This window comes from Chryseobacterium sp. C-71, assembly GCF_020911865.1.
In the GTDB taxonomy this organism is placed as follows: domain Bacteria; phylum Bacteroidota; class Bacteroidia; order Flavobacteriales; family Weeksellaceae; genus Chryseobacterium.
In genome coordinates this window covers 1,480,007-1,502,060 of the sequence record NZ_CP087131.1, presented here as the reverse complement: position 1 = coordinate 1,502,060, position 22,054 = coordinate 1,480,007, and the positions used below count along the sequence as shown (strand labels likewise).

The window sequence follows — 22,054 nt, the reverse complement described above, 5'->3', positions numbered from 1 at the left end:
CAATATTAAAAAAAATCTTGCGCTCTTTGCGTTAAAAATTAATTAGAAACAATGACTCAAAATATTGAAAAACTAAATAAGGTTCTTAACTACGTAAAAGACACTTTCGTTGGTAAAAACGATGTCGTAGATTTACTTGGAATCTGCTTGCTGGCAAGGGAAAATGCATTTTTGTACGGACCTCCGGGAACAGCAAAGTCCGTTTTGGTAAGAACTTTAGCAAAAACCTTAAAAGATGGCAAAAACTTCGAATATCTTTTAACACGTTTCACAGAACCGAACGAGATTTTCGGTCCCTTCGATATCAGAAAACTGAAAGAAGGAGAGCTTTTTACGAATACAGACGGGATGATGCCGGAAGCATCGCTGGTTTTTCTTGATGAAATTTTCAATGCGAACTCGGCGATTCTGAATTCCCTTTTAATGGCTTTGAACGAAAAGATTTTCAAAAGAGGAAAAGAAACAAAACATTTGCCGGCGTTAATGTTTGTGGGCGCAAGCAATGTTCTTCCCGAAGATGAAGCTTTGAATGCATTATTCGATCGCTTTTTGGTAAGAATCAATGTAGATTACGTACATCCTGATCTTCTTCAGCAGGTTCTTTTGGCAGGAAGAAAACTTGAAAACAATATAGATTCAGACATTCCTGAAATTTTGGCTCATGAGATAAAAGAACTTCAGGGATTATGCAAAACTGTAGATTTAAAGCCAATTTATGAAGCATATCTTAATACCATTATCAACCTTCGCAATACAGGAATTACTATTTCGGATCGTAGAGCGGTAAAAATGCAGAATTTGATCGCCGCAAGTGCATTAATCTGTGGTAGAAATGAAGCCATTCTTTCAGATTTATGGGTGTTGAAACATATTTGGGATACCGAAGAACAGATTGAAATTCTTGAAGGAATCATCAATAGAGTTATTGAAAAAGATGAAAATCCACAATCTCATCCGCAGGCATTGCAGAACAAAACTCCGAATCCTGAAGAAGTGATGAAAGATGTGAAGATACTGTTTGATCAATGGGAAAACGGGAGTTTGAGCTTCGAAGAGCAAAATGTTATAAAAGACAAACTGAGATATCTTCAAACCCGTTGCGATTGGATCGCCAATGGAGAACAGAAACAGTATATTCAAAAAGAAATTGAAAGCTTATGGCAGAAGATTCTTCAGAGCGCTTAAAAGAATTTTGGGCTGAGATTCCCCGTAAAGATGAATATTCTTTAGGGGCGATCCGCAATTGGAAAAATATTCAGATTGCAGGAGACGATGATGTAATCTGGCTGAAAGCCTTTACAGCTGAACAAGCCGTTTCTTCGGAATTGAGACAGCTTCCTAATTTTATATTGTATGAATTAAAAAACGGACTTTTATTGAGAAAAAATGCGTTGGTTCCAAGTAAAAAAGTGAGAACAGGCTTACTTTGGTCACCGATTGATAAGGCATTAAAGCTAACTTTTCCTGTTTCAAATAATAATTTTTTCGGAATTGAGGAAAAGATTGAAGTTTATCTAAAGAAAGGAGAAAATGAACATCCTGCAGCGGCACTTTTATGTTTAATTGATGATGTTAAAGATAAAATCATTGAACTTCCAAAATTTAAGCTTGAAAAATTGCAATGGATGATCATCGATGACAAAGCGTTATTTTTAGGAACTCCTTTACTAGGTTTTCCGGGGAAAACTTTTTGGATGAAAGACGGTCATCTTTTACCAAGCGGATTTGATTTTGAATTTAAAAATCTGAGCTCATTATTACAGAAAAAATACAATGAAGATTCCGATAAATTAATAGTCTGGAGCGAAAATGGAAGCTATTTGGCTATCGATAAAATTGATTTCCGAAAACTCTCCGTAAGCTCGTTTCGTTTGACTCAAAAAGCCAGAGAATGAATGTAAAAGAATATTTTCAATCATACGAAGATTATTTCTGGGAGTGGATCACAGATAAGGATGTCCGTGACTTGTCGGGATATCTTGAGAATAATCTGATTTCTGTTCCTCATGGAGGAGGAGCGATTGCTTACAGACCGTACATTATTGAAGTTTTAAAAGAACTTCAACCGCAGGGTTTTCCACATTTTGGGGCTTTTCTTCTGACAATGTATGCAACTCAGGACGGCTATCTGAATCTGGATGGAGTTTTTTATTTTTTGAGAAAATATAGGACTGAGGAAAAAAGTACCTTTAATCTTGATATTCAAAACGCCTGTCAATTGCTTGGAAATCTTAGTAAAATAGGGAATTCGATGAAGAAAGGGCAAAACAGGATCAATCTTTTTCAGACTATTTTTAAAGATTCTGGTTACTCGGTTTCTGCTAAAGACTCAGAATACATTTTGACCTCTTATTTCAGAGGATCTCATAAGATTGCTGATGCTGCTCATAAGCTTCCGCTGACAAACGATGTTTACCATAAAGATATTGAGACGCTATCATTTATTCACAAAAAATTTCCGACGACAGAATCAATTATTAAAGCCATGCGTGGTTTAGTTGACGAACCGGAAATTAAAGAAGAAATAGGAGAACAACAAACCACAACAGAATCTGAAAAAGACTTTATTCAGGAACTTATTGAAGAGCCTAAAACTTTTCAGATAGGAAGCTTAATTAAAAGAATCTGGAGCGGACTGAAAATCCCGATGCGGCATCTTTCTCCCGGCGCACAACCGTTTGGCGGCATTTCTGATATTACCAACAAAGGAGATCTTCACAGAATGCTGTTGTCAGAATTTGCCAATGAAGATGAGGTTTTTATAAATCGTGTGGCGAATAATGAAGCATTATATATTCAACGTGAAATTCCGCCCGAAGAAAATGTTTTTGAAAGAATTATTTTAATAGATACTTCTCTGAAAAACTGGGGAACCCCGAAAGTTTTGTCTTTCGCTTCAGCCCTTGCTGTTATCAAACATCCGAAAGCACATTCGGAGTGTAAGGTGTATGCTTTGGGGCAATCAAGCATTGCTATGACATTAGACCGTGTGGAAGAGGTTATTGAAAATCTGAATTTGGTAAGCGGAACATTAGATGTTTCGGAAGCATTAGATTTATTCTTCAAAAAAGAACGTACAGAAAAAGATCTGGAAGTTTTCTTTATCACCAATCATGAAAATTTAGCGAATGAAAATCTGCAAAAAGTGATTCATGAAAACAGAAACCGACTGAAGTTTTTGGTAACCACGTCGGCAGATGGCGAACTGAATTTTTATAAACACCATCTAGGAGCAAGAAAGCACATTCAAAAGATTATACTTCCACTGAAGGAACTTTGGGCAGATCCGCCGCACCGAAAAAGTAAAAGTTCAGTGAGCCAGAATATTAAAGGTGAAAAAACAGATGTTCCTCTCAATTATCCTTTACTTTTCCCGCTTCCGCAGCAACAGATTGCAAAGTTTATGTATGAAGGAGAATTTTTTATTTTAAGCAGTAAAAAGCAATTGCTGAGAACATATCTTTCAGATAATTATTACAATAGAGATTATTATGAAATTTATAAAATTCTTCGTGGCTGCGAGGTTTTGTTTGAAAATATATCTGTGAAAGACAGAGGAATATTTGCTTTGGCTAAAAATAAACAGCAACAGTTTATTTTATGTCAATATCAACAGGATAAAAAACTCATTTCAAAACTGAATATTGAAACTAAAGAATATTCCGAGCTTAATGTTTCCGGTTTTGATATTCCGTTAAATATGGAATTGGTCTATTTCGACAGATATTTTTATTTGCATCAAAATAATTTACCTACAATTTTTATGATTAATCTTGAAGGTGAAGTATCTGTAGATTTGGTGAAAAATGATCCTGAAATTCATAAAAATATAGAAAAATTAAAGATTGAAGTCGATAAATTAAAGCAGAACAATTATAAATTTACCAGCAACTTTACCACGATTGGAATTAATGATAATAATAATTTGGTGATTTCTAAATATGAATTAAAGTTTTGGGGAAGTTCAATGGCGCAGTATAAAAACCAATCTCCCATTGTGATGGTTGCCAATCAGAATAAAAATAAGTTCACTTTTTCAGACGGAAGCGAAATTATTGCAGACTCTCGCGGAATGCTTACTTTCAGAAGTATTAATGCCAATATTCCCGAATTTTATGTGCCGACTTCAAGGCATACTGGGATGGCTTTAGCTTCTGAGGCGGAGTTTGGAGGCTATGAATATTACCTGCCAGATCATACGCTGCTGAAAGTAAAAACGATTGCAGAAATGTACGAAGCTTACTTACAACCTTTTATAGATCAAGTATTGGAGTATGGAGTTGAAGATTAAACCTTTTCCGAAAAACAGTTATCCCAAAAGAGGCCTTCTCATCAGAAGTGCTTCACCTTTGATATGGTTTCGTGAAATAGAATCATTGGGAATTGATCTTAACGTTGTACAGACCTTTGCTATTCCTTCTCTTGAACCGAATATTTTGTATGGCTTCTTTCTTATTTTTGGAGGTCAAGCTCCTGAAGAAATTGGAAAGAATTCTTATTTTCAATGTTTTGATAATCAATTGTTCATTCCTGAAAACACCGATTTTTATCCAAAAATAAATTCAGAAGACTGGAGAAATATTGAAGCTCAATACATCATCATGCATCCTGATTTCGGATTAGTTAAATTAAATGAAACAATAGATTGGGTAACATTATTACAGGAATCGCCAATAACAGAAGCAAAATTAAAAAAGCCATCGAATAGTGTTTTCATTCCACAAAGAATCAGAAGTTTTAAAGTGGATATGAATGATGATGAATTGCTGGAGCAGCTTCTCAATCCTACAACAGATGAAGATTGGATGAAAAATCTGCCATTCGATTTGGAAAAGCTAAAAGCTGGAGATCAGGCTGAGATTCTGAAATATATAGAATACATTACAAAGTATCCTGAGCGGGCAGTTTATTTAGGAATTCCATTGGATATTCATTCTACATTGCGAGGCGGTTTTGGGAATTTCGATTGGGGGATGTTTGGTGGTGCCGGAGGTGAGAAAGGTGATGGAGCGCAAAATGAAAGATCACCATTGAAAATGACAGGGGCACAAAAGATGTTTGCCGTTTTCCTAGCACTTATTGTAGTGATTATTTTCGCTTTTGAATTTGGTAAAGAGCAGGCATCAAAAGAACAGGTTTCTACAGATTTATATAACGAGAACACTGTTGAAACGGCTCCAGAGACAGAAAATAACGATGGGCTGATTTTTCAATCCGGTTTTACCGCTATCGATATGAAGGTTGATTCTGTATTTGGAAATGAAAGACGCTGGTTGGTTAATGATTATAAACAAACGTTCAATAGCGAAGGAGGAAAAGAAGCAATGCTTTGGAAAATTCAAGAATACAGAGCCAAAGAAAAGAAATTCAGAGATTCATTAAAAAAAATGTACCTGAAAAAAATTGAATATGTAGTAGATCTTAAAACAAAAAATTACCATAAAAAAATTCTGGATTCTATTCAGAAAGACCCTTCAAACAAGATGTCTAAAATATCTAAAAAACTTCTAGCTGATGATATTCTGGAAATGAGAAAAACAACGATCAGTGATTCTCTTGCAAGGATTTATGGCACAAACCATGAAACTGATCCTCAAATCGTCTTTAATGATAATCTGCAAAACGATGCTTTAAAAGCAACAGAGGATGCTCATGTTAAAAAAGAGATTTCCTTTTCCGAAATTGTTTGGCTGTTGCTTGCCGTTGTAGGTCTTGTGGGCGTGTATTCTTACTTTATCAGGAAAAAGCCGTTTGATATGGGAGGAAGTTATGTTTCGGAAAGTATTAAACTAATCTTGATTGTTATATTGGGAAGTACCTTGCTGTATATTTTTTATCCTTTGATTGCCGCTTTCGGATACAATTGGCTGGTTTGGATATTAATTATTGGCGTATTGGTTCTTCTTTACCGTTTATTCAGTGAAGATATGGATATTTTAAAATCAGGAAAGAAATGAAAAAGCAAAAGTTTATAGAAAAGTTTTTGACGGCCTTTTTTGTTCTTGTAATTTTTAAATTGATTGCGATTTTTGCACAATTATCTCAAACAGATCTCTCAACTGTTATAGGAAGTTTGTTCAAATTTATATTTTTTGCCGCAGCTGCCATTGTGCTTATCGTTCTTTTGCAAAATCAGGAGAAAGATCCTCAGCCTCCTCCAACAAAAAATTATGGAGGCGGTGGTTTGTCTATAGATACTTCATTGTTTGATAAACTGCGAAGTATATATGAAGATATAGCCAGAAAACACATTGAAGATAACGAATACAAAAAAGCGGCTATTGTTTACATGAATCTTTTAAAAGATAATTATCGTGCTGCCGCAACATTAGAGGAAGGTGGTTTTTATAACGAAGCAGCAGTTGTTTTTTTGAAAAAAGTACTAAGCAAAGCAGATGCAGCCAACTGTTATGTGAAAGCAAAACAATATGATAAAGCGATTATTTTATACAAAGAGCTTCAACAAAAAGAAAAAGTAGGTGATTTATACAAAGAAATTAACGATTCTGAAAATGCATTGATCTTTTATCAAATGGTAGTAGATGATTATCTGCAGAGCCATCAGATGGTAAAAGCCTCTTTGGTATATCGAAATAAAATGGATAAACCGAACGAAGCCCAACAAATACTTTTACAAGGCTGGAAGGAAAATAAAGAAGCATTCAATTGTCTTCAAAATTATTTTGCAAATATTTCTGAAATCGGTCAACTAGAAAAGGAAATTCAGTATTTATATGAAAATACATCTCCTGATAAAAAAATAGTGTATTTGGAAGCCATGAAAATTGAGTTTAAAAAAGATCAGCGACTACAAAAATCCACAAGAAATATTGCCTACAATATCATTGCAGAAAATATCAACAGCCGTTCCGAAATCGTCAATGAATTAAAACATTTTAATCCTGATGATGATGTGATTTTAAAAGATATTTCGAGGTATAAAACAGGACGAAATAGAATGTTTAGGTATTAGAAGTAAAAAAAATACGCTTCTGTCATTGCGAACCGAAGGTGAAGCAATCTAAATTAAATAAACCCATTTTATGCTCAAGATTGCTTCCTAGCTTTGCTTCTCGCAATGACAAAATTAACAACTATTAAGAAAAACATTTATCTTTGCACCAATATAATAATGACAATACAAAGAGCACATATCAGTTTAAATCTATGCGATCGCCCTGTACTAAAGGGATCGTTTGGATATGAATGGATGATATTAGATGAGGCGAAATGTGCTTGCTTTGAAAATTATTTACTGTAAAATCGTAAAAATTTAATCAAAATACTGCAGAAACGCCTTGATGATCGGGGCGTTTTTTGTGTTTTTAGGGCAGAAATTATTTAGAATGAAAAAAAATAACCATAAAAGTGAAAATTATTTAACCAAAAATGAACAATTAATAAGAAAATAAAGCGTGATCAATAACCCGATGAGAGACAGTCATTTAGGTAATTAAGATATCTGTAAAATATTACGGACAGAAATACTCTACTCTAAATTTTAATTATAATTAATTGATTTTCAAATAGTTAATTGAAAAATAAATTTGTGAGTTAAAAAAAATCATACTTACTTTGCAACCGAAAATTAAAAGCAACACGTTTTTAATCTTTTCAAAAAACAATTTTAAACAACAAGAATATAATGAAACAATTACATAACATATCTAATCAGTATTCAAGACGACACGGACAAGAGCCGATGGGACTTGCATGTATTCTTGATAGTGAATTTGTGGATAAAAGGTGCTTATATAAATGGGTCAGCTAATGTAGCGACACGTCAAAAATATATAAAGCGCCTCCCGAAAAGAGGCGCTTTTTTTATGGTTTCTTTAGCTTATTTGGTAAAGCGTCGGTCTGTGGAACCGGAGAACAGGGTTCGATCCCCGGAGATACCCAAAAGTGAAAATCTCATAGCTCAATGGATTGGAGCATCGGTCTGATACGCCGAAGGTTGAAGGTTCGAGTCCTTCTGAGATTACAAAAGATAATCTTGTAGCTCAATTGGATAGAGCGTTGGTTTACGACACCAAAGGTTGAAGGTTCGAGCCCTTCTAAGATTACAAATAGAATCTCATAGCTCAAATGGTTAGAGCACCGGTCTTTTAAACCGGGGGTTGAAAGTTCAAATCTTTCTGGGGTTACAAAGATCTCGTAGCTCAATTGGATAGAGCATGGGTTTTCTAAACCCAGGGTTACAGGTTCGATCCCTGTCGAGGTCACAAAAGGAGAGTAGGCAAATATTGGTTTGTTGCGGCTTACTGCTAATGAGTTCTACGACAGTAGTGAAGGTTCAATTCCTTTGCTCTCCGCAAAAAAGGTCTATTGAGGTAATGGCTAACCTGCCTGCCTGTCGCTCAGGCACTGCGAGTTCGAAATGCAAAGCATTCGTGAATTCAAAAGAAAAATATATGTGATGATGAACAATCTCGCATAGACCGCAAAGGTTCACGGAAAAATTTCCGATCCGACTGTCTCTCGGAGAAGATTTTTGAAGTGAATCTGCAAAACTGGAAAGATAACGGTGGTTGTTTACCCGCCTTGGACGCGGGAGGTCGCAGGTTCGAACCCTGCTTTCCAGACAATTTGCTCCATTCGTCTAATGGTTTAGGACGGCTGCCTTTCGAGCAGTAAATAAGGGTTCGATTCCCTTATGGAGTACAAATGATTTCGTAGCTCAATGGGTTAGAGTATCGGTTTCATAAGCCGAAGGTTAAAGGTTCGAAATCCGAAGGATTCGTGAATACAAAAAATTAAAAATAAAATTTATGAACAATCCTTCCGAAATTACAAAAAATGATTCTGTAGCTCAATGGTAGAGCGCTGGTCTGTTAAACCAGAAGTTGAAAGTTCGAGCCTTTCCAGAATCGCAAATAACTAAATGGTAATTGTTTCAAAAGAGAAGAGAAAAGGTTTGTCAAGCGCAGAAGATCTTTACGCCAAAAACACAATATAGACAGACTTTTTCTTAACTCAAAAAATGAAAATTAATAGATGAAGGTTGGAAGATGGATGAAGAAAGATGAAAGCTTTAAACATAATATAAATTTTTAGGTTAAATTAAAGTTTGTCAAAGCGCAGAAGTTCTTATATCAAACAAAAAATTAAGACAAGCTTTATTTTTAATGAAAATTTAAATAAAAAAGAATAATCAATATTGTGGAAATTATTCATTACCCATTATTGATTACTCATAAAAAACGATGGTTCGCCGAAGTGGAAGAGTCGGGGCGGTCTGCAAAACCGTTGCGTGAGCTGAGTGGGTTTGAATCCCATAACCATCTCAAATAACTAAAATGAGATTAGTTCCGAAGAAAAAGTAAAAGTTTGTCGAGCGTAGAAGTTCTTATATCAAACTAAAAAAATAATGACAGGCTTTGTTTTTCTTCAAATGAGAAATTAGATGTTAGAAGCTAGAATGAAGATTTGAATCATTTATCAACTATCATTTATAAAATCCGGAAGTACGCCGAAGTTGGAGAGTCGGGGCAGACTGTAAATCTGTTGCTTTATTGCTGAGTAGGTTCGAATCCTACTACTTCCACAAACACCGCTGATAATGTAATGGCAGCATGCAGGAAATGTACTCTTGTTGTTTAGGTTCGATTCCTAGTCAGTTTGTTTTATCGCTCTATTCGTCTAACGGTTCAGGACGCCTGCCTTTCGAGCAGAAAACAAGGGTTCGATTCCCTTATAGAGTACTAGGTTTAAATGGAAAAGAGAAAAGTTTGTCGAGCGCAGAAGATCTTTACGAATATAACAGGCATAGTTTATAAATATAGACAAGCTTTTCTCAGACCTAATTTTATAAATGATAGTTGATCAATTATTATTTATAAAAACCCGCGGGAATGGTAGACACACTTGATTTAGGCTCAAGGTTTTGGGGGTTCGACTCCCTCTTTCCGTACAAAAGTATTTAAAATCTTGGAAGAGTGGCGTAGAAGGTCTGCACGTTAGTCTGAAAAACTAGAGGTACAGGTTCGATTCCTGTCTGTTCCGCGAAACTGATTCATAGTGTAATTGGTCAGCACACAAGACTTTGACTCTTGTTGTTCAGGTTCGAGTCCTGATGAATCAACAAAAATTGCTTCGATAGTGTAATGGCAGCATCTCAGTCTCCAAAACTGATGGTATTGGTTCGAATCCAGTTCGGAGTGCAAAACCGAATGGTCAATAATTAAAAAATTGATGATTCACAACTAACAAATTAAAATTTAAATAAAACAAATTTAAAACATGTAGAAAAAATGGAAACGCAACAACAAACATGGCAAAACATGACCGGAAAATTTTTCCAACACTCTATCACACATTTGGTAGAAGAAGCCATCATCCGCGAACAGGCAAATGGACACCGACTGAAAGTGTGTGTGGGTTCAGACTCCCACGTTTATGGTGACGCCATTAATTATGCTACGGCAGTTGTCTTTATTCGTGAGGGAAAAGGAGCGTTTACCTTTATCAGAAAAGAAAGAGAAATACAGAATATCAGTATCAAAGAGCGAATGTTGAACGAAGTCAACAAATCCGTAGAAATCGCCTACGCCATTTGCTCTATTCTGGAAACTTATGATGTGGAAATGGAGGTACACGCAGACATTAACACCGATCCGGATTTTAAATCCAACGTTGCTTTGAAAGACGCAATGGGATATATTCTTGGAATGGGATACGTGTTTAAGGCAAAACCTTACGCATTTGCAAGTTCAAATTGTGCTGATATGATGGTGTAATAAAGCGGGAAATGGTATGTGAGAAGTTTGAAGTTTTTTAACAGTATGATATTTACTTCCTGCATCTAGCTTCCATTGAAAAAAAATAAATTAAAATGTTTTTATACGACAAAGTAATAGTCATAGATATCGAAGCTACGTGTTGGGAAAAAGGGCAAACTCCTGAAAATCAAAAAAGAGAAATTATTGAAATCGGGATTTGCAAACTCAATATGTTGGATGGAAGTATCGAAGATAAAAGAAGTTACTTGATAAAACCGACACAATCAGAGGTAAGTGAATACTGTACACAACTTACGGGAATCACTTCTGAAAAATTAGAAAAAGACGGATTTTCTTTTAAAGAAGCCTGTTCGAATATCAAAAACAGATATAATTCATTACGAAGAACATACGCCGGTTATGGCGGATTCGACAAATCGATTGTGGAAAGTCAGTGTAAAGAATTTGATGTTAAATTTCCTTTCAGTGAAACGTATCTTGATTTAAAAGTCTTGATAAGTTTAATGACTGGTGAAAAGCCAATTGGACTATTGAAAGAACTTCAGACAAGAAATATAGAATTTGAAGGGAGTAATCATAATGGTGCAGATGACGCTTTTAACACAGCAAAATTATTGTATCAAGTTTTAAAAAATTAAAGCAATGGAACTAACAAAAAGATTATTATTTCTGGATGATATAAGATATCCTATTGAGGCACATAAGTACACTAAACAGGATATTTTCCTCAGAAAAGACTGGCATACCGTTCGAAATTACGAGCAATTTGTCAACAGGATTTTGGAAAAAGGACTTCCGGAAATGATCTCTTTTGACCACGACCTTGCCGATGAACATTATTTAACCCCAGATTCTCAGGAATTTGTTGAAAAAACAGGTTACGATTGTGCAAAATGGTTGGTAGAATATTGTATGGATAACTATTTAGACTTACCAAAATTCTACTGTCACTCAATGAATCCTGTTGGAAAGGCAAATATTGAAGGTCTTTTGAACAACTTTAAAAAATTATAATGGACATTTTTAGATTAATTCAGGATATAAAAACGCATTTGAAACTCAGTTTTGATGAGGTCGACAAATGGTTTGAAAAAGATAATGTAACGTTGAACTTTCAGCCTTCAAACGGAGGTTGGACGATTCAACAAATTTTAGAACACATTTATCTGACGAACTTTTATTTGTTAATTCTCATTGAAAAAGGTTCAAAAAAAGCAATGCGTAATTATCAAAATCTTGACTTAACTCTTGAAATAAAAAACTACAGTTTCAATAAAGAAAACTTTGATAAAGTAGGTGAATACGGAGCTTTTGAATGGATAAGACCAGAACACATGGAGCCGAAAGGAGAATTAAATTTAAATAAAATCAGAAGTTTAATTTCTCAGCAGTATAATCAATGTTTAAACTATTTAGACTTAATGAAAAACGGCGAAGGTCTTCTCTGCAAAACAACAATGACGGTGAATGAGCTAGGAAAAATCAATGTGTATGAATACATTTATTTCCTATCGCTTCACGCCCAAAGACACGTTACTCAGATGAGGAATAACGAATTAGAAACAATTAAAAATTAAAAAAAATGATTTTCAAAACATATAACTCTATAGAAAATGCTTACCAAACCCGCGTGATCGATCAGATCAGGTTGCAGGGTTTTGGGGATGAGGTTTTCATTATACAGGAAAAGGTTCATGGCGCTAATTTCTCTTTCATTACCGATGGAAAGGAGATTAAAATAGCCAAAAGAACCGCTTTCATCGATAAGGATGAAAAATTCTATAATGCCCATCAAATGTTGGAGCGTTACAGAAAAAACGTATTTGATTTGTTCGAAAAAGTGAAAACGATCCATCCGGATTTGGAAACTGTAGTAATCTACGGTGAATTGTTCGGTGGCGGTTACAAACATAAAGAAGTTGAGCCAGTAAAAGATGCAATAAAAGTTCAAAAAGGTGTTGAATATGCACCTCACAACGAATTTTACGCATTCGACATCAAGTTGAACGGCACAACTTATTTGGATACAGATTTGGTTAATCAAATTTTCGAGGAAACCGGATTTTTCTACGCTAAAATCTTATTTCAAGGGACTTTGGAAGAGGCTTTGAAGTTCCCTAATGTTTTCGATTCTAAAATTCCGGCTTGGTTGGGATTGCCGGAAATCGAGAATAATATGTGTGAAGGAACGATCGTCAAAACTTTGAAAACTAAATATTTTGGAAACGGTTCAAGAGTCATTTTGAAAAATAAAAATGAAAAGTGGACTGAGAAATCTAAAATGATTAGGAAAGACAGACCGATTCAAAAAGAAGTTCATTTCAGTGAAAATGCCAAAAATATTTGGGAAGAAATCCAAAAATATGCAACTGTAAATAGGTTAAATAATGTTGTCAGCAAAATTGGTGAATTTGAACCTAAGATGATTGGCAAAGTGATTGGTCTTTTTTCACAGGATATTTTGGAAGATTTTGAAAAAGATTTCCCGAAAGTTTTCACAACCATAGAAAAAGAAGAACAGAAAAGGATCAACAAAAAGTTGAATTCTTTAGTCATTGACGTTGTAAAAGAAGAGTTAATGACTCTAAAAGTATAGTTTCGGTAATTTATTATCGAAACTTTTTTATAAGTTTAATTTAACAATAAGAATCGCAAAAATTTTATTTATTAAACACTCGTTTTGTCTTTCCGTAGGGATCTAAGCAATGCTTGTAGAAATAATGGTTAAAAAAAACGAGCTTAAATTCTTTCAGAATGACAAACAGAGAGTAGAATTTTTGTGATTAAAAAAATAAAAGAAATGTTACAAGCAGAAATAAAAAGTCTTTTAAAAGAAGACATCAGTATATTAATAAAAATCCCGAATTCAGCAAAGCATTATTTGTGTGATTGCGGTGAAGCGAGTTTACTGACAGTGAAAGAAGTGCAGTCGGTTTCAGCGATCTTCATCAGTCATACTCACATTGATCATTTTTCAAATTTTGATGGAATTTTCAGACATCAGATCGGAAGCGGAGAAAAAATCGTGATTTGCGGACCGAAAAATATTCATCATCAAATTGAAGCAAGATTAAAATCTTACACTTGGAATTTAATTGATGAAAATGCGATTGAATATGAAATAAGAGAGATCATTTCAAAAGAAAAAATTAATATTTATAAAATTCGACCACCACATTGGAATCTTGAATTGGCAACAACTCAAAATTTCCTTTTTGAAGATGAAAGTGTGAACGTTGAATTCGCAATTCTTGATCACAAAACAGATTCAATCGCTTATTTATTTAAAGAAAAAGATTCAGTCACTTTTAATGAAAATGCTTCTGAATTCAAAAAAGGAAAATGGATTAGCGAATTGAAATTAGCTTTTGAAAATAGTGGTTCAAACAAAGAAATTCAGATTGAAGAAACAGTTTACAAAGCTTCAGATTTATTCCATTTCCTGACAAGAAATGCAGGTTATAAATTAGGGGTAATTATGGATCATGCTGTTTGTGAAGACAATTATGAAAAAATTAAAGCTGTTTTCTACGGAGCAGATATGGTTTACATCGAAACATTTTACAAAGATGAAGATCAGGAATTTGCAAAGATCAATTATCATAGTTTCGCTTCTGCATCAGGAAAAATAATGAAAGAATGTAAAGTACAGGAAGCCATTCCGATTCACTTTTCAAGGAGATATGTCGAAAACGATCAACTGGAAATTGAAACTGCTTTTTATAAAGTATTCAAGGAAATTAATTAAAAATATTTATTAATTAAAACTACAAAATTATTGATTTAATTATCGAGCAAGTTTGTCATTCCGCAGGAATCTAAGCAAAGTTTTTAAAGTAAAGATTTTAACAATCTACGTTTAGATTCTTTCAGAATGACAAACATGATGTTAAATTTTTGTAGTTAAAATAACAATTAAAAAAAATGAAACCCAATATATTTTTCACAGCAGACCATCATTTTGGTCATGAAAACATTATAAAATTCTCTGAAAGACCTTTTGAGTCTTTGGAACACATGAACGAAGAACTCATCAAAAGGTGGAATGATAAAATCGGTAAAGATGATACAGTCTACCATTTGGGTGATGTCAGTTTGGGCAAACCCGATTTCACTAAAGAAGTTTTGGATCGACTAAACGGAAGTATTCATCTTATAAAAGGCAATCACGAAGGAGCAGCTTTGGCTTATCCGAAAAGATTCGCATCAATTAGAGATTACCACGAATTGAGAATCGATGAGCCTGAAAACAGCAACGGCAAACAGAAAATCATACTTTTTCATTAAGCCATGAGAACATGGAACGGCTCACACCGCGGAGTTTGGCAGCTTTACGGTCATTCACACGGAACATTGCCGGACAATGAAATGGCTCTGAGTTTCGATGTAGGAGTAGATTGCCATAACTTTTATCCGGTTTCTTACGAAGAAGTCAAGGAATTGATGAAAACAAAAAAATGGACGCCACCTTTTGCTCCAAGAAATTAGTAAGCTGGAAGTCTGAAGCTGGAGGCTGGAAGTGTTTTCGTGCGGTAGAAAACTTCCATCCTCTAACTTCCTGCTTCCATCCTTTAAACCAAAAACTATGAAAACAACAAATCAAATATTAATCGTCGACTTAGAAGCGACTTGTTGGGAAAACGACAGAATTCCCGCCGGTCAAAAAGTCGATATTATAGAAATAGGAATTTGCGAATTAAACCAAACAACAAAAGCAATTTCCAAGAAACAGAGCATTTACGTCATTCCCGAAAGATCTAAAATCAACAAATTTTGTACGGAACTTACCGGAATTACGCCACAGTTAATTGAAGAAAAAGGAATCTATTTTGAAGAAGCATGTGAGAAAATAAGAGATGAATACAATTCACAAACGCTTACCTGGGCAGGTTTTGGAAGTTTTGATAAAGAACAAATCATGGAACAGTGTGATTATCTCGGTATCGAAAATCCTTTTTCAGAAAATTATATTAACATTATGCATCAGTTCAAAGCCTATAATGGACTTTACAAAATGATGGGTTTAAAAAGAGCTCTTAAAGCGATGAATATGGATTTTGAAGGAAATCATCACAGCGGAGCAGACGATGCTTACAATGCAGCCAGGATTTTGAGAGAAATTTTGCAGGGATAAATCTGGTAAGGAAGATTGATGCTGGAAGCAGGAAGTTTTTGCAGTGTATAAGTCACTTCCAACCCCCAGCTTCAAACTTCCAACCATAAATATTATAACAATGAAAACAACAGACAAAATATTAATTATAGACCTCGAAGCTACGTGTTGGAACGACCGCCCGCCGAGAGGTCAGCAAAGTGAAATCATAGAGATCGGAGTTTGTATCATGGATGCAAAAACTGGTAAGATTTCGCAAAATGAAGGGATCTTAGTGAAACCTCAATATTCAAAAGTAAGTCCGTTTTGTACGGAACTGACTTCCATTACGCAACAAATGCTTGATGACGAAGGCATTTTGTTAGAAGATGCATTAGATATTCTACGAGCAGAATACGATTCTGAAGATCTGACTTGGGCAAGTTATGGAAATTACGATTTGAATATGCTTAAAGACCAGGCAAGAAGATTCAATGTAGATTATCCTTTGAGTGATGATCATATCAACGTGAAAACTTTGTTCGGAGAATTGCATCCGACCGTCAGAAAAAGTGTCGGTATGGCAAGAGCTTTAGGCGAGCTGAATCTAAAGCTTGAAGGCACTCATCACAGAGGTGTAGATGATGCTAAAAATATTGCGAAGATTTTGCATTGGTGTTTAAAGCAATACTAAATTCTATAACTTAGCAAATAAAATAATGATGACTTCTTTTTTAAAAAGGAAGTTTTTTTATTTCCTCTTCAACCAATCTTCATAAGAAAGTACACCCAACTCAGGTTTTCCGTCACCTTCCAAAATAGAAATAAATTCCAGTTGATTTCCATCAGGATCATTAAAATAAATCGCTAATGCAGGCATCCACGCAAAAACCATTGGTTTATCTATTCCGTCTTTCAGGAAATTGTAAGGCGTTAAATTTTTATTTTTTAAAAACTCAACAGAATAATTTAAAATATCTTCTTTGTTAGCAGAAAAAGCAAAATGTCTTGTCTGTAAATTTTCTTTTTGTTCCCACAAACCCAACATGGCTTCTTTTCCTTTTCCAATCCATAAAAATGCAATCGGACGGGTTTCGTCTTTGTGAGCAAACTCCAAACCTAAGACTTCAGTGTAAAATTGTATTGAGTTTTCGAGGCTGCTAACCTGAACGTGAGTTTCATATAATCCTTTTATCATAGCTTAAATTTAATTTATACAAAGCTATATAACCGATTTCCAAAAACTTCAAATTAGCAATTCCTTTACGTAAAATGAAAGATAGATTTTATTTATTGTAGACTCAACGGCATCTTTGTCATTCCGTAGGAATCTCAACGGTTTAAATTCATAAAAGCATTGTAGAGATTCCTACGGAATGACAAACTTTATTGTTATTATGATGTTCAAAAACTATTAATTAATAAAAAAATAAAACTTTTCACAAAAAAATTATACTACGCAAAAATACTGCGCAACACCATCCTTACTTTGCATCAGAAATCAGAGAGGGAACGATAATCCTCCAAAAATGTTTAACAAAAAAACAGTAACCATGAAATTTAATTTTTTAAGAAAGGAAAATAAAATAGTGACCAACTACGAAGGTGCAAAAGCGTATACAATGACACCTGCAGAAGAACTATATAGTGCTGTTGTTACAACAGGATTATCAAACACAACCTATGAAAAAGGAAATGACAGATTAGAGAGAATCCAGTCTCTGATTCAGAAAAACGATCCTGAATTTGTTGCGAAATTGGCGGTTTATGCAAGAAAAGATATGTATTTGCGTTCAATTCCATTGGTTTTGACGACCGAATTGGCAAAACAAGCTTCAGGTACAGACTTGGTAAGCAAAACCGTTGACGGAGTGATCCAAAGAGCAGACGAAATCACAGAATTGCTGGCGTATTATCAATTGGCAAATGGAAGAACAGAAACAAAAAAATTGAACAAGCTTTCAAAACAAATCCAAAAAGGTTTGGTGAAATCTTTCAATAAATTTGATGAATACCAATTCGCAAAATACAACAGAAAAGCGGAAGTTACTTTGAAAGATGCTTTGTTTTTGGTTCACCCAAAGGCAAAAGATGAAAACCAACAGGCAATTTTCAACAAAATCGTCAACGATGCGTTGGAAACTCCATACACTTGGGAGGTTGAGCTTTCGGTTTTAGGTCAGACCAAATTTGCTGATGCAGCAGAAAGAAAATCAGCTTTCAAAAACAAATGGGAAGAATTGATTTTCAGCAACAAACTAGGTTACATGGCAACATTGAGAAACCTGCGAAACATATTAGAAGCCAACGTTTCGTCAGATGCGATGTACAAAGTGTGCAACTATTTGTCGGATGAAAGAGCGGTGAGAAATTCAAAACAGTTGCTATTCAGATTTTTGGCGGCGTACAGAGAATTGAAAACGATCGATTCACCTTACTTGTCATCAATCTTAGAAGCATTGGAAGATGCTGTGATGGTGAGTGCGAAAAATATCAAAGGTTTTGGTTTCGATACTTCGGTGGTGACTGCGGCAGATGTTTCCGGATCGATGCAACAGCCGGTTTCTCCGAAATCTAAGGTTTTGTTGTATGATATAGGTCTTTTGATGTCGATGATGTTGCAGTCGCAGTGCAAAAATGTGATTTCAGGAATGTTTGGTGATCGTTGGAAAAGAGTTCCGATGCCTAAAAACGGTATCTTGAGAAACGTGGATGCTTTCTACAAGCGGGAAGGTGAAGTGGGTTACGCCACAAACGGTCATCTGGTGATAGAAGATTTGATCAACAAAAAAGAAAAAGCAGATAAGATCATGTTGTTTACCGACACCCAAATGTGGGATACCGGTGGATTTACCAACGCTTTCGGAAACTCCTGGAGCCGATACAAAAAGATCAATCCAAATGCAAAATTGTATATTTTTGACTTGGCGGGTTACGGAAAACCACCGTTGGATGTCAGAAAAAATGATGTATACCTTATCGCAGGTTGGTCCGACAAAATTTTCGATGTATTGAATGCTTTGGAAGACCGAAAATCTGCCGTAGAAATGATAAAAAAAGTAGTGCTGTAAAAGGCACTGCTTTTAAAAATAAAAAACTAATAACCAACTTTTTAGGAGCTATTTGATTACATCGAAAAGCTAATATTTAATTTTTATTTGAAGCTTTTTCCCGCTTTCCGCTATATCTTTTTCGCCAGCGCTTTTTTTCAAAGCCATTTTAGAAAAAGGATGCCGCTGCAATCGGGGCTAGTAAATGCAAGATAATTATGATAAAACTCATTAACACAATAGAAGTTAGCCCATTAAAATATTCTAAAGAAGAATATGAACTGCCTGAGGCCTCTGATTATCCAGATGCAGACGATTGGTATAGAAAATGGGAAGAGGTTATTTCTAAATTAGACCTTGGTTTTCATACTATAAAAAAAGATTCTTATTTAGTCGACATAGAAAACATAGATGAAGAAAATTTACAAATGATTGTAGAAACAAATCTTCAGGAGATTGATTTAGAGAAGTTCGGGGATGAAGTTCCTATTTTTGATGGAGGCATTGTTTTGAAAGGAAATGATAAAATACTCATTGAACCAAGTTGTTGTGGAGATATCGGAAATATATATGAGTGGCAGGGGATATTAGATAATAAAACTTCCGATTGGACAGATTTATGGATAGGTCACCCGTGGATTTTTTATAGAAAGCAAAACGGGAGAGTTCAATTTTCAGATTATTCAGATTTAAACTTAAAAGAATTTATAGATATAAAACCAATCTTCGAAATTGATGAATCAGAATTGAAAATTGAATTAGAAAAAGTAAAACAACACCAAATAAAATTTAAACATAGAATTACAGAAATTCTAAAAAAGATGAAAATGGATAATGCGGAAAAAATTTCAGAATTAATGACAGGAATAAAATAACCGACATAGGAAATGCAGGCGTTAAGAAAATAAGCTATGCGAACGTTAAGAAAATTCTACTGTTTGAAGCGCGATACAAATTTAGAATCGAAGAACAAATATTGAATTCGCGCAAGTTTTAGAATTTTTAGAGAGTATAGATTATTTTTAGCCGGAGTTTCCAAGTCTTGAATTTTTGGTTCTTTTGCTTCAAGGCAAAACGAACAAAATACAAATATTTAAAAAATAATTTCAACTACGTAAAAAGATTACGTACCAACACAATAATTTTGCAGTAACAAAAAAACAATAACCATAAAAACTTTAAAAAATAACCAATGTCGTTATCTTAAGAGTTCCATCGTCAAACTTCCAATTTGAACAACATTCAAAAACTCTTATAACCTGTTACTTGGTTTTTAATAAAAAAACAACAGCGTAAAAAGAATGCGCAGTAGCTAAATAGATTTGCTACAACAAAAACAGATAATAATGAAGTACTATAAAAAATGGCTTAAAGGAACATTGTATTGAGGTTAAATACTCAATACTTATGAAAAAATTTAAAACATTAAAACAAACTTTCGGAATCAATGAATATGGATTAATTGATTTCCCTAAGAAAATTTCAAACGTACAAATTTCCAGAATTTTATATGGGGATGAAATGGGATGTTCTTGGTGTTTTCCACATGGCTTTGAAACTATTAATTCGAAAGAAATTAAGATTCAGAGAAACTGGAAAAAATACAGAAAAACCCAATGGAAGAATAAAAGTAAGTGTCGTAAAACAGAGTTTCTTCGCTAAGGAGCGGTTATACAGGTTCGAGTCCTGTTCCCGAACATTTTTGAGATGACGTAATTGGTAGCGTGCCGCATGCAAGTCTGTTTGAATTTTTACCTTACTTTAAAAATAATCGATGTCGTAAAAAAGAGTTTCTTCGACTTTCATTGAATTAAAAACTCTTTTTATTAATTACTCGATTTTAAAAATATAAAAAAGATCAAGTGTCGTTTTAGAATCATACTTCGGTTATTAATCATTGGGACGCAGGTTCGAGTCCTGCCTTTTCCCAAAAGGAAAAGTAGCTCAGCGGGTAGAGCAAATGCACAGAAAGATTCTATATTTTTTACCTTGATTTAACAATAAAGAGTGCCGTAGAAAAGACCTACTTCTTGGTGTAATTTTGGTTCGAGTCCAAACGATCTTGAAAAAGATTGGGAAGTCTTTCAATGAGTTACCTCTTTTTAATTCAGCTTAAATAAAGAGTGCCGTAAAGAAAACTTACTTCGGTAAATCTTATGATATTGGTTCAAATCCAGAAAATAAGTGTTAAAACTTATTCGTGGTTTTCTTGCCTTTTGCCTCTTTTTAATTAATAAAATAAAAACAAGTGCCGTAGAATAGTGTTACTTCGCTCATTACGACGGGGTCGCGGGTTCGAGTCCCGCCTTTTCCACAGTTTAAAAAACACAAAATTCAAATAGGAAAAGTAGCTCAGTTGGTTAGAGCACGACACGCTTTTTGCCTGTTGCCTTGTTTAAAAATATAAAGTGTCGTAGAGAAAAGGTACTTCGTCTCACCTTTGGGGAGGAATAATGAAGCAGATAGTACCTGCAAGATTATCCGGTTCGACTCCGGCTAAAGACAATGCCCCGCTTTTCTTTTCTTGATTTTTACCTTTATTTTTTTTCTAAAATTGCTATCCTTTCCAAAATTTCAGAAAGGATATTTTTTTGCTTGAAAGAAACATATCCCGCAATGGAGTAGGCGGCTTTTTCGGAATGTTTTTTTTCAGGTATTTCAGATAAATATACTAAGTTTCCGTTTTCGATAATCAGTAAAGTTTCTTGTCTGTTTTCGGAATTTCCCTTAACTAGAAACAGACAATCTCCAATCCTATAATTGGGCAACAAAGGTGTGTTTTCGGTAAACTCGAAAATTTTATCAGTGTTTGCTAATATTTTTTGCAAAACAATGCTGTTCTCATCATTCTCTGTTGATGTTTGTACTGTTTTTTTCTGTGCAGAAAGTTTTTCTAATGGGGAAAACATCAAAGTATCTATTACAGATCCGCTTACTAAGTTGTTAACCTGTAGTGGTTTTGTAAGGAAATCATTGATGTCTAAACTGAAATAACCAGCTACTTTTAGCAGTGTATCTATTTTTGGCTCGGCTCTGCCTTCTTCGTATGCACTTATCACTCCACGGTTGAGATCGAATAAATCTGCAAAAGCCTTCTGGCTCAGTCCTTTTACCTGCCTTATCTTCTTAATGTTGGTTCCGAAAAAACTCATAAGTCTAATCCTTTTTGC

General features: G+C 34.6%; 20 protein-coding genes and 15 tRNA genes. 33 read left to right on the top strand and 2 right to left on the bottom strand.

Annotation, left to right across the window (positions count from 1 at the left end):
* Positions 1 to 51: 51 nt before the first annotated feature.
* The 30 genes from LNP04_RS06815 to LNP04_RS06670 all read left to right on the top strand — a co-directional run bounded on the left by LNP04_RS06815 (position 52) and on the right by LNP04_RS06670 (position 16,528).
* Positions 52 to 1,185: an AAA family ATPase gene (locus tag LNP04_RS06815; protein WP_229985786.1), complete on the top strand. Its 1,134-nt coding sequence runs from the start codon at positions 52 to 54 to the stop codon at positions 1,183 to 1,185.
* On the top strand, positions 1,158 to 1,895 hold the full coding sequence (locus tag LNP04_RS06810) for a hypothetical protein (RefSeq protein ID WP_229985785.1): 738 nt from the start codon (positions 1,158 to 1,160) through the stop codon (positions 1,893 to 1,895). Before LNP04_RS06815 ends, LNP04_RS06810 begins: the two co-directional genes overlap by 28 nt.
* On the top strand, positions 1,892 to 4,291 hold the full coding sequence (locus LNP04_RS06805; protein WP_229985784.1) for a hypothetical protein: 2,400 nt from the start codon (positions 1,892 to 1,894) through the stop codon (positions 4,289 to 4,291). Before LNP04_RS06810 ends, LNP04_RS06805 begins: the two co-directional genes overlap by 4 nt.
* Positions 4,275 to 5,957 carry an APC family permease gene (locus LNP04_RS06800; RefSeq protein WP_229985783.1) on the top strand — a complete coding sequence of 561 codons (1,683 nt, stop codon included), beginning with the start codon at positions 4,275 to 4,277 and terminating at the stop codon, positions 5,955 to 5,957. Before LNP04_RS06805 ends, LNP04_RS06800 begins: the two co-directional genes overlap by 17 nt.
* Positions 5,954 to 6,973, top strand: a complete 1,020-nt coding sequence (locus tag LNP04_RS06795) for a lipopolysaccharide assembly protein LapB (protein ID WP_229985782.1) — start codon at positions 5,954 to 5,956, stop codon at positions 6,971 to 6,973. Before LNP04_RS06800 ends, LNP04_RS06795 begins: the two co-directional genes overlap by 4 nt.
* Before the next feature lie 861 nt (positions 6,974 to 7,834).
* Positions 7,835 to 7,902 (top strand) — tRNA-His (locus LNP04_RS06790).
* 8 nt (positions 7,903 to 7,910) lie between these two features.
* Positions 7,911 to 7,984: transfer RNA gene (locus LNP04_RS06785), tRNA-Ile, on the top strand.
* An 8-nt stretch (positions 7,985 to 7,992) separates the two neighbouring features.
* A tRNA-Arg gene (locus LNP04_RS06780) sits at positions 7,993 to 8,066 on the top strand.
* 7 nt (positions 8,067 to 8,073) lie between these two features.
* Positions 8,074 to 8,147: transfer RNA gene (locus LNP04_RS06775), tRNA-Lys, on the top strand.
* Between the two features lie 4 nt (positions 8,148 to 8,151).
* Positions 8,152 to 8,225, top strand: a tRNA-Arg gene (locus tag LNP04_RS06770).
* Between the two features lie 5 nt (positions 8,226 to 8,230).
* Positions 8,231 to 8,315: transfer RNA gene (locus LNP04_RS06765), tRNA-Ser, on the top strand.
* Between the two features lie 198 nt (positions 8,316 to 8,513).
* Positions 8,514 to 8,585 (top strand) — tRNA-Pro (locus tag LNP04_RS06760).
* A 6-nt stretch (positions 8,586 to 8,591) separates the two neighbouring features.
* Positions 8,592 to 8,664, top strand: a tRNA-Glu gene (locus tag LNP04_RS06755).
* Positions 8,665 to 8,801: 137 nt separating this feature from the next.
* Positions 8,802 to 8,873, top strand: a tRNA-Asn gene (locus tag LNP04_RS06750).
* A 332-nt stretch (positions 8,874 to 9,205) separates the two neighbouring features.
* Positions 9,206 to 9,287: transfer RNA gene (locus LNP04_RS06745), tRNA-Cys, on the top strand.
* A 176-nt stretch (positions 9,288 to 9,463) separates the two neighbouring features.
* Positions 9,464 to 9,547: transfer RNA gene (locus LNP04_RS06740), tRNA-Tyr, on the top strand.
* Between the two features lie 84 nt (positions 9,548 to 9,631).
* Positions 9,632 to 9,704, top strand: a tRNA-Glu gene (locus LNP04_RS06735).
* A 144-nt stretch (positions 9,705 to 9,848) separates the two neighbouring features.
* Positions 9,849 to 9,913 (top strand) — tRNA-Leu (locus LNP04_RS06730).
* A 98-nt stretch (positions 9,914 to 10,011) separates the two neighbouring features.
* Positions 10,012 to 10,084, top strand: a tRNA-Gln gene (locus LNP04_RS06725).
* Between the two features lie 8 nt (positions 10,085 to 10,092).
* Positions 10,093 to 10,163: transfer RNA gene (locus tag LNP04_RS06720), tRNA-Trp, on the top strand.
* A gap of 90 nt (positions 10,164 to 10,253) precedes the next feature.
* Positions 10,254 to 10,739, top strand: a complete 486-nt coding sequence (locus LNP04_RS06715; RefSeq protein WP_229985781.1) for a ribonuclease H-like YkuK family protein — start codon at positions 10,254 to 10,256, stop codon at positions 10,737 to 10,739.
* A 95-nt stretch (positions 10,740 to 10,834) separates the two neighbouring features.
* Complete coding sequence (locus LNP04_RS06710; RefSeq protein ID WP_229985780.1) at positions 10,835 to 11,380, top strand: 3'-5' exonuclease; 546 nt, start codon at positions 10,835 to 10,837, stop codon at positions 11,378 to 11,380.
* A 4-nt stretch (positions 11,381 to 11,384) separates the two neighbouring features.
* Entirely contained in the window at positions 11,385 to 11,756 is a 372-nt protein-coding gene (locus tag LNP04_RS06705) for a cyclic-phosphate processing receiver domain-containing protein (protein WP_229985779.1), read from the top strand.
* Positions 11,756 to 12,319: a DinB family protein gene (locus LNP04_RS06700; RefSeq protein WP_229985778.1), complete on the top strand. Its 564-nt coding sequence runs from the start codon at positions 11,756 to 11,758 to the stop codon at positions 12,317 to 12,319. The genes LNP04_RS06705 and LNP04_RS06700 overlap by 1 nt, the downstream gene beginning before the upstream one ends.
* 5 nt (positions 12,320 to 12,324) lie before the next feature.
* A complete protein-coding gene (locus tag LNP04_RS06695) occupies positions 12,325 to 13,338 on the top strand; it encodes an RNA ligase, Rnl2 family (RefSeq protein WP_229985777.1) in 1,014 nt (337 codons plus the stop codon).
* 204 nt (positions 13,339 to 13,542) lie between these two features.
* Complete coding sequence (locus LNP04_RS06690) at positions 13,543 to 14,490, top strand: peptidase (RefSeq protein WP_229985776.1); 948 nt, start codon at positions 13,543 to 13,545, stop codon at positions 14,488 to 14,490.
* Positions 14,491 to 14,666: 176 nt separating this feature from the next.
* Positions 14,667 to 15,029 (top strand): metallophosphoesterase, encoded by a 363-nt coding sequence (locus LNP04_RS06685; protein WP_229985775.1) that lies wholly within the window; start codon positions 14,667 to 14,669, stop codon positions 15,027 to 15,029.
* A 3-nt stretch (positions 15,030 to 15,032) separates the two neighbouring features.
* Positions 15,033 to 15,230, top strand: coding sequence for a hypothetical protein (locus LNP04_RS06680; protein WP_229985774.1), 198 nt, complete (start codon positions 15,033 to 15,035; stop codon positions 15,228 to 15,230).
* A gap of 97 nt (positions 15,231 to 15,327) precedes the next feature.
* Complete coding sequence (locus LNP04_RS06675) at positions 15,328 to 15,876, top strand: 3'-5' exonuclease (protein WP_229985773.1); 549 nt, start codon at positions 15,328 to 15,330, stop codon at positions 15,874 to 15,876.
* Between the two features lie 100 nt (positions 15,877 to 15,976).
* Positions 15,977 to 16,528: a 3'-5' exonuclease gene (locus LNP04_RS06670; protein WP_229985772.1), complete on the top strand. Its 552-nt coding sequence runs from the start codon at positions 15,977 to 15,979 to the stop codon at positions 16,526 to 16,528.
* 57 nt (positions 16,529 to 16,585) lie between these two features.
* Here LNP04_RS06670 and LNP04_RS06665 read toward each other — a convergent pair whose 3' ends face one another.
* A complete protein-coding gene (locus LNP04_RS06665; RefSeq protein WP_229985771.1) occupies positions 16,586 to 17,032 on the bottom strand; it encodes a VOC family protein in 447 nt (148 codons plus the stop codon).
* Positions 17,033 to 17,387: 355 nt separating this feature from the next.
* Between LNP04_RS06665 and LNP04_RS06660 the strand changes: the two genes are divergently transcribed.
* The 3 genes from LNP04_RS06660 to LNP04_RS06650 all read left to right on the top strand — a co-directional run bounded on the left by LNP04_RS06660 (position 17,388) and on the right by LNP04_RS06650 (position 20,546).
* A complete protein-coding gene (locus LNP04_RS06660; protein ID WP_229985770.1) occupies positions 17,388 to 18,905 on the top strand; it encodes a TROVE domain-containing protein in 1,518 nt (505 codons plus the stop codon).
* Positions 18,906 to 19,102: 197 nt separating this feature from the next.
* Complete coding sequence (locus tag LNP04_RS06655) at positions 19,103 to 19,759, top strand: hypothetical protein (RefSeq protein WP_229985769.1); 657 nt, start codon at positions 19,103 to 19,105, stop codon at positions 19,757 to 19,759.
* Positions 19,760 to 20,291: 532 nt separating this feature from the next.
* Positions 20,292 to 20,546 (top strand): phosphate ABC transporter substrate-binding protein, encoded by a 255-nt coding sequence (locus LNP04_RS06650; RefSeq protein WP_229985768.1) that lies wholly within the window; start codon positions 20,292 to 20,294, stop codon positions 20,544 to 20,546.
* Between the two features lie 875 nt (positions 20,547 to 21,421).
* On the opposite strand, the gene LNP04_RS06645 is transcribed toward LNP04_RS06650, so the two are convergent.
* The gene (locus LNP04_RS06645; protein WP_229985767.1) at positions 21,422 to 22,036 is read right to left on the bottom strand and encodes a helix-turn-helix domain-containing protein; all 615 of its coding nucleotides are present in this window, start codon (positions 22,034 to 22,036) and stop codon (positions 21,422 to 21,424) included.
* Positions 22,037 to 22,054 lie beyond the last annotated feature (18 nt).